The 15,338-nt window shown below is 53.0% G+C and carries 11 protein-coding genes and 1 pseudogene; 8 read left to right on the top strand and 4 right to left on the bottom strand.

Translation table 11 applies throughout. The annotated features are described in order from the left end of the window. Positions 1-81: 81 nt before the first annotated feature. Positions 82-1,131: pseudogene (gene torT, locus M2407_RS22090) on the top strand (TMAO reductase system periplasmic protein TorT); the annotation flags it as partial. Here the strand turns inward: torT and torR are convergent. Beyond that, positions 1,111-1,806 carry a two-component system response regulator TorR gene (gene torR, locus M2407_RS22085; protein WP_122076679.1) on the bottom strand — a complete coding sequence of 232 codons (696 nt, stop codon included), beginning with the start codon at positions 1,804-1,806 and terminating at the stop codon, positions 1,111-1,113. The pseudogene torT and the gene torR sit on opposite strands and share 21 nt — an antisense overlap. A gap of 134 nt (positions 1,807-1,940) precedes the next feature. On the opposite strand from torR, the gene torC reads away from it, so the two are divergent. From torC to torD, 3 genes are read left to right on the top strand one after another with little or no spacing between them, the layout of a single operon-like run. Then, on the top strand, positions 1,941-3,104 hold the full coding sequence (torC, locus tag M2407_RS22080; protein WP_259219792.1) for a pentaheme c-type cytochrome TorC: 1,164 nt from the start codon (positions 1,941-1,943) through the stop codon (positions 3,102-3,104). 12 nt (positions 3,105-3,116) lie between these two features. After that, positions 3,117-5,651 (top strand): trimethylamine-N-oxide reductase TorA, encoded by a 2,535-nt coding sequence (gene torA / locus M2407_RS22075; RefSeq protein ID WP_259219791.1) that lies wholly within the window; start codon positions 3,117-3,119, stop codon positions 5,649-5,651. A gap of 12 nt (positions 5,652-5,663) precedes the next feature. Beyond that, positions 5,664-6,305, top strand: coding sequence for a molecular chaperone TorD (gene torD, locus M2407_RS22070; protein WP_187962158.1), 642 nt, complete (start codon positions 5,664-5,666; stop codon positions 6,303-6,305). Positions 6,306-6,446: 141 nt separating this feature from the next. Here the strand turns inward: torD and M2407_RS22065 are convergent, their stop codons facing one another. Both M2407_RS22065 and M2407_RS22060 read right to left on the bottom strand, forming a co-directional pair. After that, complete coding sequence (locus M2407_RS22065) at positions 6,447-7,193, bottom strand: sulfite exporter TauE/SafE family protein (protein ID WP_259220003.1); 747 nt, start codon at positions 7,191-7,193, stop codon at positions 6,447-6,449. 79 nt (positions 7,194-7,272) lie between these two features. Further along, a complete protein-coding gene (locus M2407_RS22060) occupies positions 7,273-7,896 on the bottom strand; it encodes a DUF2238 domain-containing protein (protein ID WP_259219786.1) in 624 nt (207 codons plus the stop codon). 210 nt (positions 7,897-8,106) lie between these two features. Here M2407_RS22060 and actS point away from each other — a divergent pair, with 210 nt between their 5' ends. Beyond that, positions 8,107-8,856 carry an amidase activator ActS gene (gene actS / locus M2407_RS22055; protein WP_187962157.1) on the top strand — a complete coding sequence of 250 codons (750 nt, stop codon included), beginning with the start codon at positions 8,107-8,109 and terminating at the stop codon, positions 8,854-8,856. Between the two features lie 71 nt (positions 8,857-8,927). Here the strand turns inward: actS and gltP are convergent, their stop codons facing one another. Then, positions 8,928-10,244 carry a glutamate/aspartate:proton symporter GltP gene (gene gltP / locus M2407_RS22050; protein WP_122076658.1) on the bottom strand — a complete coding sequence of 439 codons (1,317 nt, stop codon included), beginning with the start codon at positions 10,242-10,244 and terminating at the stop codon, positions 8,928-8,930. A gap of 833 nt (positions 10,245-11,077) precedes the next feature. On the opposite strand from gltP, the gene acs reads away from it, so the two are divergent. From acs to actP, 3 genes are all read left to right on the top strand, one after another. Further along, complete coding sequence (acs, locus tag M2407_RS22045) at positions 11,078-13,036, top strand: acetate--CoA ligase (RefSeq protein ID WP_048762782.1); 1,959 nt, start codon at positions 11,078-11,080, stop codon at positions 13,034-13,036. 92 nt (positions 13,037-13,128) lie between these two features. Then, a complete protein-coding gene (locus M2407_RS22040; protein WP_020824859.1) occupies positions 13,129-13,440 on the top strand; it encodes a DUF485 domain-containing protein in 312 nt (103 codons plus the stop codon). Next, positions 13,437-15,089: a cation/acetate symporter ActP gene (gene actP, locus M2407_RS22035; RefSeq protein WP_122076651.1), complete on the top strand. Its 1,653-nt coding sequence runs from the start codon at positions 13,437-13,439 to the stop codon at positions 15,087-15,089. The genes M2407_RS22040 and actP overlap by 4 nt, the downstream gene beginning before the upstream one ends. Positions 15,090-15,338: the final 249 nt, after the last annotated feature.

The raw sequence follows: 15,338 nt of genomic DNA, 5'->3' as shown, positions 1-15,338 counted from the left end.
AGGTATCCTGATGATGAAATTAAAGTTGTTTTATCAGTGACGAAACCTCTAGCATAAAGACTTATTAAATATGAGGCTATTATGCGCAGCGCGATTTTCCGTTTTCTTCTGCCGTTTTTCTGCGGCACGATAACCTGCTCGGCATTGGCTGTTTCGCAAGCCCCTCTGGTGCGCTGGCTAAACGAGCGACAATCAGAGCCGGTTGCCGCCATGCCGGTATTGCAGATGGAACGCCGTTGGAAATTGTGCGCCCTCTACCCCAGCCTGAAGGACGCTTACTGGCTCTCGATCAATTACGGCATGATCCGTGAAGCCCAGCGAACCAAAGTGCAGCTGAAGATATTTGAAGCCGGTGGCTATTCGCAGCTTGAAACCCAACGCGAACAATTAACGCTCTGTCGCCAATGGGGGGCCGATGCGATTTTGCTTGGCAGCAGCCTGGCTCAATTTCCCGACCTGGCAGCATCCGTTGGCAACTCGCCGGTGATTGCCGTAGTGAATGAACTGAATTATGCGGCGGCCAAAGCCCGGGTGGGCGTGCCCTGGTTTCAAATGGGCTACCAACCCGGCCGATATCTGGCCGAGCATCCCCCTCACCCTTCACTCCATGTGCTGCTGATGCCAGGGCCAAAGGATGCCGGAGGCAGCCGGGAAATGGTTGACGGATTTCGCACCGCGGTGGAAGGAAGTTCGATACAGATCGTTGATGTGGTTTATGGCGATAACGACGTAGAAATACAGCGCAACTTATTACAGGACATGCTGGAAAAACACCCTGAAATCAACCTGATTGCCGGGAATGCCATTGCCGCTCAGGTCGCCATGGGGGAAGCACGCAACCGTCGCCATCCCTTGGGAATTGTCTCTTTTTACCTGTCACATCAGGTATATCGGGGACTGAAACGGGGCAGAATCATCGTGGCAGCCAGTGACCAGATGGCGCTACAGGGCGAGCTGGCCGTCGATCAAGCCATTCGAGCCTTGCAGCATCAAAACGTGGACATGAACATCAGCCCGCAAATTCTGGTACTGACACCGGCGAACATTTCCCCTGAGAAGGTAAAGCTATCCCTTTCTCCCCTGGGTTTTCGCCCGGTGTACCTGTTCCCTTCAGCTAACCTCAGCCGCGAGAAAGTAACCCTCGCCATGCCTGGTGACGAACAGTTCGTGGCTCAATTTGTTTCTCAACCGGCGGATCAATACATCTACGGTACGAAGATCCGGCTGGTCCACCCGGTGAGATGACAACATGCGCAACAGCCGTTCGCGGCTCAACACCGTGCCCGGGTTGGTAATAAACGCCAGCAGCATTTCGTATTCGGCTCGCGTCAGGCGAATCGGCTCCCCCTCGCATTCCAGCGTATGCCTGGAAGGATTAAGGCAATATCCGGCGAACAGATAGCAGTTTTCCTGTTGCCCTTGCCTTGCTGGCGTCTTGGCCAAATCGATACGCCAAAGGAGGTTTTTGACGCGCACCACCAGCTCACGCAACTCGAGGGGTTTAGTGACATAGTCATCCGCCCCCATTTCCAGCCCTACAATCCGATCAATTTGCTCACAACGGCCGGTCACGAGAATAATGCCGACGTTTGAGCGTTCACGCAGAGATCGGGTCAGCAACAAGCCGTTTTCATTGGGCAGGTTGATGTCCAGCAGTACCAGATCCACCGGCTGAAGCAGCATAATTTCCTTCAGCCCCGCCCCGCTTTCGGCCACAGAAACCTGATAGCCCTCATGAACAAAATAATCACGTAAGCGCGCCTGTGTAACCGGATCGTCTTCAACGATAACAATGTGATGGCTCATGATTTCACGCTCGCTTCAGTCTGTTCATATCCATTCATATTCTGACTTACTCCATTCATCCAGACCGGTGACCCCATTCATATTTACTCAATATCCTACTAAAGGAGTACCCATAATAACGAGAAGGTTTATTTATGAGCAAACTTTGGCGAAAACTGACACGGCCCAGTGCCAAATGGTCAGTGCTGGCACTGTTAGGGATCGGTTGTATTCTCGGATTGGCCATCATCATCGTGCCGCACGCTGGCATTAAGCTGACCAGCAATACGGAATTCTGCGTCAGTTGCCATGCGATGCAGCCGGTATATCAAGAATATCAACAGTCCGTTCACTTCAAGAATGCGTCCGGCGTACGCGCAGAATGCCGTGACTGCCATATCCCACCAGATATTCCAGGCATGCTGTGGCGCAAGCTGGAAGCAGCCAACGATCTCTATCAAAACTTTATTGCCCATTCGATTGATACGCCTGAGAAATTCGAAGCGAAACGCGCCGAATTGGCCAAGCGTGAATGGAAGCGCATGAAAGACAACAACTCCGTCGGCTGCCGTTCTTGCCATAACTACGAGGCCATGGAGCACAGCAAGCAGCACCCGGAAGCGGCCAAACAGATGAGCATTGCGGCGAAGGACAATCAGTCTTGCGTTGATTGTCACAAGGGGATTGCTCACCAACTGCCGGACATGAGTAGCGGTTTCCGCAAGCAATTTGAAGATATGCGCCTGCAGGCCAACGAAAACAGCGACGGCAACACGCTATATACGCTGGACATGAAACCTATCTACGCGGCCAAAGGCGATAAAGAACCGGCGGGCTCTCTGCTGCCGGCCTCAGAAGTTAAGGTCTTAAAACGTGACGGCGATTGGCTCGAAGTGCAAATCGTGGGCTGGACAGAAACCGAGGGGCGCCAACGCGTGCTTTCGCTGCTGCCTGGCAAACGCATTTTTGTTTCGTCCATTCGCGATGAAGTGCAAAAACACGCCCAAACGCTTGAAAAAAACACGGTAGCCGCCACCGGTGCGGAGTGGAGCAAACTGCAAACCACCGCCTGGGTACAAAAAGGCGACCTGGTCAACGATATCAAACCGATTTGGGCCTACACCAGCGCGCTGTACACCGGAACCTGCAATCAGTGCCACGGTGCCCCTGACATTGCGCACTTTGATGCCAACGGCTGGATCGGCACGCTGAACGGCATGGTGGGCTTTACCAGCCTTGATAAGCGCGAAGAACGCACCCTGCTGAAATATTTGCAGATGAATGCTTCCGATACCGGCGGCGCAGACCAGAAGCACTAAGGGAGAATGCACATGAAATCATCACAGAAAGTCAGCTTGTCCCGCCGTCGTTTTCTGGCTCAGCTTGGTGGCTTAACGGCCATTGGCATGATAGGCCCTTCGCTGTTAGTACCCAAAAACGCCCTGGCTCAGGGAGGGTTGCAAGAAGGTATACTGACCGGTTCCCATTGGGGAGCCATCCGCGCGACCGTGGTGGACGGGCGATTTGTCGCTGCCAAACCCTTCGAAATGGATAAATATCCCTCGAAAATGATTGCGGGCTTACCCGATCATGTCCATGGCACGGCACGCATCCGTTACCCGATGGTACGAATTGACTGGATGCGTAAACGCCATTTGAGTGATACCACACAGCGCGGCGACAACCGTTTTGTGCGGGTAAGTTGGGATGAAGCACTGAACCTGTTCTATCAAGAGCTTGAGCGGGTGCAGAACACCTACGGCCCGTCTGCTCTGCTATCCGGCACCGGTTGGCAATCGACCGGCATGTTCCACAATGCCGCGGGCATGCTGGCACGTGCGCTGGCCCTGCACGGGGATTCTGTCGGTACCGGCGGTGACTATTCAACCGGTGCCGCTCAGGTGATTTTGCCGCGGGTGGTGGGTTCAATGGAAGTGTATGAACAGCAAACCTCCTGGCCGTTGGTGCTGAAAAACAGCAAAACGCTGGTGCTTTGGGGATCGGATCTGGTGAAAAACCAGCAGGCCAACTGGTGGTGTCCGGATCATGATGTTTATGAATATTACGCCGAACTTAAAGCCAAAGTGGCCAAAGGCGAAATCAACGTTGTCAGCATTGACCCAGTGGTGTCATCTACCCATGCGTTTTTAGGCCGTGAGCATGTGCAGCACATCGCTCTGAATCCGCAAACAGACGTGCCCCTACAGTTAGCGCTGGCGCACACGCTGTACAGCGAGAATCTGCACGATACCCACTTCCTCAAAACCTATTGCGTTGGCTTCGAGCAATTCCTCCCTTATTTGCTGGGCCAAACGGACGGCCAACCTAAAGATGCCCAATGGGCGTCAGCACTGTGTGGCGTCGATGCTGAAATCATTCAGGCATTGGCTCGTCAAATGGCGGCCAACCGTACGCAAATCATTGCGGGCTGGTGCGTGCAACGTATGCAACACGGCGAACAATGGGCGTGGATGACGGTAGTGCTGGCGGCGATGCTTGGCCAAATCGGCTTACCTGGCGGCGGGTTCGGTTTTGGTTGGCACTACAACGGCGCAGGTACACCGAGCCGCAAAGGGGTGATCCTGAGCGGTTTCTCCGGTTCCACCGCTACGCCGGCACGCCATGCCAAGGGGGATTTCAAAGGTTACAGCAGTACCATTCCGATCGCGCGCTTTATCGATGCCATGCTGGAGCCGGGCAAGGAGATCGATTGGAATGGCAAACGCGTCAAGCTGCCAATGCTGAAAATGTGCGTGTTTGCAGGCACCAATCCGTTCCATCGCCATCAGCAGGTTAACCGGATGATTGCCGGCTGGCAGAAACTGGAAACCGTGATTTCTATTGATAATCAGTGGACCTCAACCTGTCGTTTTGCCGATATCGTTCTGCCTGCTACCACACAATTCGAACGCAACGATCTCGATCAGTTTGGCAACCACTCCAATCGCGGCATTATCGCGATGAAACAGCTGGTACCGCCGCAATTTGAGGCACGTAATGACTTCGATATCCTGCGCGAACTTTGCAAACTGTTCGATCGCGAACGTGATTTCACCGAAGGCCTGGATGAAATGGGTTGGATCAAACGCATTTATCAGGACGGCGCGCGCCAGGGCAAAGGACGCGGCGTGACTTTGCCTGCATTCGATGAGTTTTGGGATGGCGATGGCTACGTCGAGTTCCATCACCCCGAAATGTTCGTGCGTCACCAGGCGTTTCGTCAAGACCCGGATCTGGAACCTTTAGGCACCCCAAGCGGCCTGATCGAGATTTACTCAAAGAGTATTGCGGATATGAATTATAAGAACTGCAAAGGTTACCCAATGTGGTTTGAAAAGGCAGAACGTTCACACGGCGGGCCGCTTTCAGCGAGCTATCCACTTCATTTGCAGTCGGTACATCCCGATTTCCGGCTGCACTCCCAGCTGTGCGAGTCTGAAACCTTGCGTGCACAGTACAGCGTTGCAGGTAAGGAACCGGTATTTATCAGCCCGGAAGATGCGGATGCTCGCGGCATCAATAATGGTGATGTTGTTCGGGTGTTTAACGCCCGCGGGCAGGTTTTAGCGGGTGCGGTAGTTTCAGATCGCTATGCGCCGGGAGTGATCCGCATCCATGAGGGTGCCTGGTACGATCCTGAACGTGGCGGCGTGGCGGGTAGCCTGTGCAAATACGGCAATCCAAATGTACTGACGTTGGATATCGGTTCTTCCGAGCTGGCTCAGGCGACTAGCGCCCATACGGCACTGGTTGAGATTGAACGCTTTAATGGCAAAATCGAACCTGTTACCGCCTTTGATGGCCCATTGGAAATGGTTGCGCAATGCGACTACGTGCCGATGACGCCAGCAAACGTGCCGCAGTAAGGAGGTGGTTCCATGGAAGATAATATTTCAGCTCTGGGACATCCGCATTATGCTTGCCTCTATGCCTGGTTATCCGGCAGTTTCGCCCGCGAGCTTAGCGACGTGCAAATTGCAGAACTGACCAGCCCTGAACTCACCGCATGGCTGGCAATAATTGAACCGCTGCCGGGGCTGACAGCGCCGGTAACCCAATTCAGACAAACCGTTACGGCACTCCAACAGCGGCCCGACGCGCAACTGGAATTGGCCGCCGACTTCGCCGGGCTGTTCCTGATGACGGAGAAGTCCGCTGCGTTACCCTATTCCTCTTGTTATCAGTTGGAATCTTCGCGTTTTAAGCAGGAACCCAGCGCGCAGATGAAAGCGCTGTTGGCACAATCGGGCATGGCGGTGGCGAGTTCCTTTGGCGAACCGGAAGATCATTTAGCTCTGGTTGTCGAACTGTTGAGCCACCTGAATTTCGCATTAACAGAAGCTGGGAATGAGCGCAGAGAATTGCTTGAACTGCGAAGTGAAGCCTTGATTCACTGTCTGAGTTGGCTGCCGGAGTTTAATCAGCGCTGCCTCAGTTACGACAAGTTTGGCTTCTATGCCGCACTCAGCGGCTTACTGCTCGCCCTGATGCGCCTTGATGCCGGCATGCCCATGCAATAAATCACCGGCTTGGCCCTCATAACCTGAGGGCCTGGCGCGCCTGAGAGAATGCCTGAATAAGTGGCCACACCCACCAGCGCCGCTTAATCGGGATCGAAGCAAAGCTCGCTGGCATGGCAGAAGGCATTCCGCCCAGCATGCTCAACTGAAATACTTAATCATCAGCGCGGTATCCGAGGCCAACAAAATCACATTGATTAGCTTCAGGAATTGCTCACGTGACATTTTCAAAGTGAAATGACGCCCCAGGGTAATCCCCACCAACATCCCCGGCAGCAGCACCAATGCCAGTAGCAATAAATCAATGTCCAGATAAACACCGGCAAAGGTGAAAATAACCACCCGCGTCAACGTACTCATCCCGATAAGCGTGGTTTGAGTCATCCGGAAAGCCTCTTTCTTCTCAATACGACCGCTGAGATAGATGGCATAGATAAAGCCGCCGCTGCCGAATAATGCGCTGAAAATCCCGCCCACCAGGCCAAAAGGCACCGAAGCCTTGGGCGAAAATTGCCGATCGGGTTTTAAACCGCTGAGCGAATAAAGAGCATAGAGCACCACAAAAATGCCCAACGCCAACAAGAGGATATCCGGCCGGGTTTTCAGCAGGATCGCCGCGCCCAGAAGACTGCCGATAATCATCACCGGGATCAGCCGTTTTAATTCTGTCCATTGTGCATTGCGACCATCGCGGCTGACGTTAACAATGGCTGCGCACATGTCCAGCAGCGCCAGCAAAGGAACAATTTTCGCTACCGGAATATAAAGCGCCATCACCGGACTGGCGACCAACGCCGAGCCAAAACCGGCAATGCCGAAAATGACATAGGCCACCAGCAAGGTGGCGGCCAGTACCAGATAGCTTGAGAGCGTTAAGGTTTCTTGCATATCCATTTCCGCCTACTCCATTACCCCGAAGCGAGCTGCAGGCTAAAACCTAATACTTTAGTTGATAAACGGAGGAACGCTATTTCGCGCTTAAACCAGCCAGTTGCCGATCCTGTCGACGGCCGAACAGCAACAGCCCACATGCCGCCCCCAACAGGGCACAGAACATGTCAGACTGGGTATCCCATGGGTCGCCCTGTGTTCCCAGAAACTCATCGGCACCCTGCCCTAATGCCAATGCGGCCCACCATTCGATCAGTTCATAAACCGCGCTGATGGCCAACGCAATGCAGCACACCACGAAACCCAACATTTTTCGGCCCCGGACATAATCCCCACGCAGCAGAATTTCCCGCGCCACCAGCGCAGGCACCAGCCCCTGGAAAAAATGCCCAAGCTTATCGTAGGGGTTACGCCCCAATCCCAATAACTCCTGCACGTAAAACCCGGCGGGCACGCGCGCATAGCTATACATACCGCCAAAAATCAAAATTAACGCGTGGAGAAAAATCAGCTGGTACAACAAGGGGGTTAGCGGATAACGACGCCGGGTCAGCCCCAAGACGACCAGCGCTATCACAACCGGCATGACTTCCATCAGCCAGGTCATTCGGTCATAGGGGTAAACACCGCTATAAATCAGCAATGCAATCAGCAACAACGCGGCGGTGGGTAATAAATAACGGGCAGACAAGAGGGACATGGTGAAGTTACCAGGACGGTGAAAGTTATCGCATTATTATACAGTGACAAAATGAAGGCGGCATATATCGCCGTCCAGTGAAACCACCAGGCAGCTTTTTTGACCACATAGCCGTTGATGTTACTATACGAAGATCACTATGCTCCCGCACAAGTACCACCTGGCAGCATAACTACTAAGGGCGACGACGTTTAAGGACGATATTTGAGTATGGGAAGCACATTCGCTGTATGGCGGCTGATTGCCGTGTGCGTAGTCAGTCTTGCGTTGCTGGGCTGTGGCTCCGGAAAGAAGGCCAACACCTATGACCGCGACTACGATAGCCTGGCCAGAGGCAGCTATAGCGGCAGCACCTATACCGTCAAACGCGGTGATACCCTGTTCTATATTGCCTGGATCACCAATAGCGAAGTCAGCGAGCTGGCGCGTCGCAACAAGATCCCCAAGCCTTACAATCTCGAGATTGGCCAAAAGCTGGCGTTAAATAATATGACGGCGCAAAAAGGTAAAACGCGTAAAACGAAATCGACAGGCCAACTTGCGGCCGTGGCGCCGCCGATCCGCAGCAGTATCAAATGCTGGCGCTGGCCAACCCAGGGCAATATCGTCAGCAAGTATTCTACCGCCGACGGTGGCAATAAAGGCATTGATATCGCCGGTAACCGCGGGCAGCCGGTATTTGCCGCAGCCAAAGGTCGAGTGGTGTACGTGGGTAACCAACTGCGGGGCTACGGCAACCTGATTATGATCAAACACAATGACGAGTACATCAGCGCCTACGCTCATAACAACACCCTGCTGGTGCGCAACGCGCAGGAAGTGAAAGCCGGGCAAAAAATCGCCACCATGGGCAGCACAGGTACCGATAAGGTCATGCTGCACTTCCAAATACGCTATCGCGCTACCGCTCTGGATCCGCTGCGCTTCTTGCCACCGCAAGGTTCCGCACCTTCCTGTTAATTCCTCTGTGGAAAATGAACGAAAAAAAACCCGCACAAGGCGGGTTTTTTCATAAGCAAGCGCAATAGCCGTTAAGACTCGTTGACCTGCTTTACCTTGCCGGACAAGAACGCTTGTTCGTAAGCCCGCGCCTTTTTGCTGTCGAACTGGTGCTCCCATTTCGCGACCACCAATACCGCCAACGCATTACCCACCACGTTCAGCGCGGTACGTGCCATATCCAGAATACGGTCAACCCCGGCGATAAACGCCAGACCTTCCAACGGGATCCCGACGCTGCCCAGCGTGGCCAACAGCACCACAAAGGAAACCCCCGGCACGCCGGCAATGCCCTTAGAGGTCAGCATCAGCGTCACCACCAGGACAATCTCCTGCCCCAGGGACAGCTCAATACCGTACAGCTGCGCAATAAAAATGGCGGCGATGCTCTGATACAGCGTCGAGCCGTCCAGATTAAAGGAATAACCCGTCGGCACCACAAAACTGGTGATCGCCTTCGGTGCACCGTAGGCTTCCATTTTTTCGATGATACGCGGCAACACCGTTTCTGAACTGGCTGTGGAGAAGGCCAGGATCAGTTCATCCTTCAAAATACGAATCAACGTCCAGATACGCAGATTGCAGATGCGGGCAACCGCGCCCAGCACCACCAAAGCGAAGAAGGCGATAGCAAAGTACACCAGCACCACCAGCTTGGCCAAAGGCCACAGCGAGGCGAAACCAAAGTTGGCAACCGTCACTGAGATCAGACCAAATACCCCGATCGGCGCATAGCGCATGATCATATGAGTGACTTTGAACATGCTTTCGGAAACGGCTTTAAACACCTTCAGCAGCGGCTCTTTGGTTTCTTTCGGCAATGACGACAGACCAAGACCAAAGAGCACCGAGAAGAAGATGATCGGCAACATGTCGCCCTTCGCCATCGAAGCGAAAATGTTCGACGGGATCAACGACAGAACCGTGGCAACCAGGCTGTGCGATCCACTTTGCACCTGCTCAGTGGTTTTTTCATACTGCGAGATATCGACTGCGGTCAGCGTCGACATGTCGATACCGTGACCGGGTTGAAAAACATTAGCCAGCGTCAGCCCCACCACGATGGCAACAGTGGTGATCACTTCAAAGTAAATAATGGTTTTCAATCCGAGCCGACCCAGCTTTTTCGCATCTCCCACCCCGGCGATACCGACAACCAGTGTAGAAATAACAATCGGCACAACAATCATCTTAATCAGGCGAATAAATATATCTCCCGCCGGGCTAAGAATATTGCTGACTAACCACTCTCGTGATTCCGTCTGATTATGGAGTACGGCCCCAACGATAATACCCAGTACCAACGCGATCAGGATTTGCCAAGCAAGACTGATTTTTACACTTTTCATACCCAAAAAGTCCTCAAAGACTCTTTTCCGCGTATTTAAAACAATTCGCCGAAAAGAATACTTAATCATTTAATACAGGCTTATGTTGATGACAACGAAGCGCTCACCTGCCCTTAGTGTGACGCTATTTAAATCTGTACCATCTGAAAGGCATGCTCTGCAAGCCTTGTTTTATCGACCTTCTGTGCAAAATATAATCACCAATGAATTTGGTATTTAATTTCACCAAACATAATTAGTTGTTATTAAAAGCATAATTTTATGCGAGATGTATCACGAAACCACCTCATACTTTGCTTTTTTAGCCGGATGGAAGTGCGTTTATTTTCGCTAATCTTGCATATTTAGTCCATCGTACATGTTTATATTTTGTTGCAATAAAGTTTTAAAAATGAAAATATAAGAACGTTCAGGTACCGCATTTTATCGTCTATTTATTAGGATGATTCTCAAATCATTCTCTTATTAACGCCGCTGACTGACCACTCCACTATTAATATCAACATCGAATATCAAAAGGGAACTATGTTCCAAAAGGATTTAACCGAGATTTCAGCAGTGGCGTTTTATATTAAAAAATGGCGATAAAAAACGGGTTTATTGTGGGATTGTTTATTCTTTTTAGTTCTTTAGATAGTGTTTTCTGGCGAAAACTTGGTATCTGAACGTTTTTTCCCGCCAAGCAGATAGATGCTCAACACAAATGGGGCAGAACTATTACAAATCAATATCTTCGTTGCGTGATCTGCCGCGCAAAAAAGAAACAAAGAATCGGAGCAAACTATACTTAACCTTCAGTTGACATATCATTAACAACTTCAAGGAGAAAAGCTATGAGCCAAGTGCATAAACACGCTATTCCTTCTGCAATTGCAGAACACGCCCTGATCAGTCCGACACAATATCAACAATATTATCAACAATCTGTGCAAGACCCAGAAACGTTCTGGGGCGAGCAGGGAAAAATTCTCGACTGGATAAAGCCTTATAGCCGGGTAAAAAACACCTCGTTTGATCCGGGCCATATCAGCATTCGCTGGTTTGAAGACGGTACCCTGAACCTGGCGGCCAACTGCCTCGATCGCCACCTGGCCGAACGTGGTGACCAAACTGCCATCATCTGGGAAGGTGACGATCCCACCCAGTCAAAAAAAGTGACCTACAAACAACTGCACCACGATGTCTGCCAGTTCGCCAACGTGCTGAAAAAGCTGGGCGTTAAAAAAGGCGACGTCGTGGCTATCTATATGCCGATGGTACCGGAAGCTGCGGTGGCCATGCTGGCCTGCGCCCGCATCGGGGCCGTGCATTCGGTCATCTTTGGCGGTTTTTCACCGGAAGCGGTCGCCGGACGAATTATCGATTCCAACTCAAAACTGGTGATTACCGCTGACGAAGGCCTGCGTGCCGGACGTGCCGTACCCTTGAAGAAAAACGTCGATGATGCGCTGAAAAATCCTGGTGTGAAAAGCGTCGCCAACGTTGTGGTGTTCAAGCGCACCGGCAAACCGGGCTACTGGCAGGAAGGCCGCGATCTGTGGTGGCATGAGCTGACCGAAGGCGTCTCAGCCGACTGCCCGCCGGAAGAGATGAATGCGGAAGATCCGCTATTTATCCTTTATACCTCGGGGTCAACCGGCAAACCCAAGGGTGTGCTGCACACCACTGGCGGCTACCTGGTTTATGCCGCCCTGACCTTTAAGTACGTGTTCGACTACCACGATGGCGACGTGTACTGGTGTACCGCCGACGTCGGTTGGGTCACCGGCCACAGCTATCTGCTGTACGGCCCACTGGCCTGTGGCGCCATTACCCTGATGTTTGAAGGTGTGCCGAACTACCCTGGCGTCAACCGTCTGTCACAGGTGATCGACAAGCATCAGGTCAATATTCTGTACACCGCGCCCACCGCCATTCGTGCCCTGATGGCTGAAGGCGACAAAGCGATCGAAGGCACCAAACGCGACTCGCTGCGTATCATGGGATCGGTGGGCGAGCCAATCAACCCGGAAGCCTGGGAGTGGTATTACAATAAAATCGGCAACGGCAAATGCCCCATCGTAGACACTTGGTGGCAGACCGAAACCGGCGGCTTTATGATCACCCCACTACCGGGCGCCACCGAGCTGAAAGCCGGCTCGGCAACGCGTCCGTTCTTCGGCGTACAGCCGGCGCTGGTCGATAATGTCGGCACGCCGCAAGAAGGTGCCTGCGAAGGCAATCTGGTGATCACCGACTCCTGGCCTGGTCAGGCGCGAACCCTGTTCGGCGATCACGATCGCTTCGAGCAAACCTACTTCTCCACCTTTAAAGGCATGTATTTCAGCGGTGACGGCGCGCGCCGTGACGAAGACGGATACTACTGGATCACTGGCCGCGTCGACGACGTTCTGAACGTATCCGGCCACCGTCTGGGCACCGCCGAAATCGAATCCGCCCTGGTCTCTCATCCGAAAATCGCCGAAGCGGCGGTAGTCGGCATTCCGCATAACATTAAAGGCCAGGCAATTTACGCCTATATCACGCTCAATCACGGCGAGGAACCTTCGCCTGAGCTTTATACCGAAGTCCGTAACTGGGTACGTAAAGAAATAGGGCCGATCGCTACCCCGGACGTGCTGCACTGGACAGATTCCCTGCCCAAAACGCGCTCCGGCAAGATCATGCGCCGTATCTTGCGCAAAATTGCCGCCGGCGATACCAGCAACCTGGGGGATACCTCAACGCTGGCGGATCCGGCCGTAGTCGACAAGCTGTTGGAAGAAAAACAATCAATGAAAGTGCCGTCATAATTTACGCCGCCTCTGGCCGATCGGCGGGAAGATAACCCAATGATCGGCTTCAAGCGCGGCGTATTCGTTCAATACCTACTGGAGACACTCTGATGAATGACACCATTTATCAAGGGATTGAGGAAAACCCGCGCTTTATCGAGCTGGTGCGAAAACGCAGCCGATTTGCCTGGCTGCTGTCGCTGATTACGCTGGCGCTCTACGTTGGCTTTATTTTATTGATCGCCTTCGATCCTCAGTGGTTGGGCACCCCGATCGCCGCAGGATCTACTATTACCCGCGGGATCCCGGTAGGCGTTGGCCTGATCGTGATCTCTTTTGTGCTCACCGGGATCTACGTATTCCGCGCCAACGGCGAATTCGATCGCCTGACTGCAGAAATCCTGCGTGAGGTGAAGAAATGAAGCGTTTACTGTCCGCCGCCGCTCTGATGATGCTACCGGGCCTGGCCTTTGCCGATGCCATTGGCGGTGAAGTGAAGCGCCAACCGTTGAACATTCAGGCCATCGTCATGTTCATCCTGTTTGTCGGCGCCACGCTGTATATCACCTATTGGGCCTCAAAACGCACTCGCTCACGTCAGGACTATTACACCGCCGGCGGGAAAATTACCGGTCTGCAGAACGGTCTGGCGATTGCCGGCGATTTTATGTCAGCGGCCTCTTTCCTGGGTATTTCTGCCCTGGTGTATACCTCCGGCTATGACGGACTGATTTACTCCATCGGTTTCCTGATCGGTTGGCCGATCATTTTGTTCCTGATTGCAGAACGCCTGCGTAACCTGGGCCGTTACACCTTTGCTGACGTGGCTTCCTACCGGTTAAAACAAAAGCCAATCCGTACGCTCTCCGCCTGTGGCTCTCTGGTGGTGGTCGCACTGTATCTGATTGCCCAAATGGTCGGTGCCGGCAAGCTGATTCAGCTGCTGTTCGGCCTCAATTACCACGTGGCGGTCATTCTGGTCGGTATTCTGATGGTGCTGTACGTCTTGTTCGGTGGGATGTTGGCCACCACCTGGGTGCAGATTATCAAGGCGGTGCTGTTACTGGCCGGCGCCAGCTTTATGGCGTTGATGGTGATGAAATCGGTCAATTTCGACTTCAACACCCTGTTTGCCGAAGCCGTGAAGGTGCATCCAAAAGGCCTCGCCATCATGAGCCCGGGCGGTCTGGTTTCCGACCCTATTTCTGCGTTGTCTCTGGGGTTGGCGCTGATGTTCGGTACCGCTGGTCTGCCACATATTCTGATGCGGTTCTTTACCGTGAGCGACGCTAAAGAGGCCCGCAAAAGCGTGTTCTACGCCACCGGTTTTATCGGTTACTTCTATATCCTGACCTTTATTATCGGCTTCGGGGCCATCTTGTTGGTCAGCCCTAACCCGGCGTTCAAAGATGCCACCGGGGCGCTGCTGGGCGGTACCAATATGGCGGCGGTGCATTTAGCCAACGCCGTGGGCGGCAACTTCTTCCTCGGCTTTATCTCTGCTGTCGCCTTTGCCACCATTTTGGCCGTAGTCGCAGGCCTGACGTTGGCGGGTGCTTCAGCGGTATCTCACGATTTGTACGCCAGCGTGATTAAAAACGGCAAAGCGACTGAGCGTGACGAACTGCGCGTCTCCAAGATTACCGTGGTGATCCTGGGTATCGTGGCGATAGCTCTGGGGATTTTGTTTGAGAAACAGAATATCGCCTTTATGGTCGGCTTGGCTTTCTCTATCGCTGCCAGCTGTAACTTCCCGATTATTATTCTTTCGATGTATTGGTCACGTCTGACAACCCGTGGTGCCATGATCGGCGGCTGGTTGGGTCTGCTCACTGCGGTGATCCTGATGATCCTCGGCCCGACGATCTGGGTGCAGATCCTGGGGCATGAGAAACCCATCTATCCGTATGAATATCCGGCGCTGTTCTCGATGATTGTCGCGTTCGTCGGCACCTGGCTGTTCTCGGTTACCGACAGCTCTTTAGCCGGGCAACAAGAACGCGAACGCTTCCGTGCTCAATTTGTACGTTCACAAACCGGCCTGGGCATTTCCCAGGGCAGCTCACACTAAACGAATAATAAGTGAAAAAAGCAAACACACCCTAATCAAAGGCCCTTCGGGGCCTTTTCTCTTGGATAAAGATGATTAACGGTATTGCTGGAAAAGGGATTTGACGACGAGGAATACAAGACCCAGCCTGGCTGCGCCTTTTTCTTTCGCACACAGCAAAAAGGCCATCCTTGCGGATGGCCTCTTGGCTTAATTGATGCCTGGCAGTGTCCTACTCTCGCATGGGGAGACCCCACACTACCATCGGCG

Source organism: Serratia sp. BIGb0234, assembly GCF_024809915.1.
GTDB classification, from domain to species: Bacteria; Pseudomonadota; Gammaproteobacteria; order Enterobacterales; family Enterobacteriaceae; genus Serratia; species Serratia liquefaciens.
Note: the sequence above shows the minus strand (reverse complement) of the source record. Positions and strands in the feature narration are given on the sequence as shown.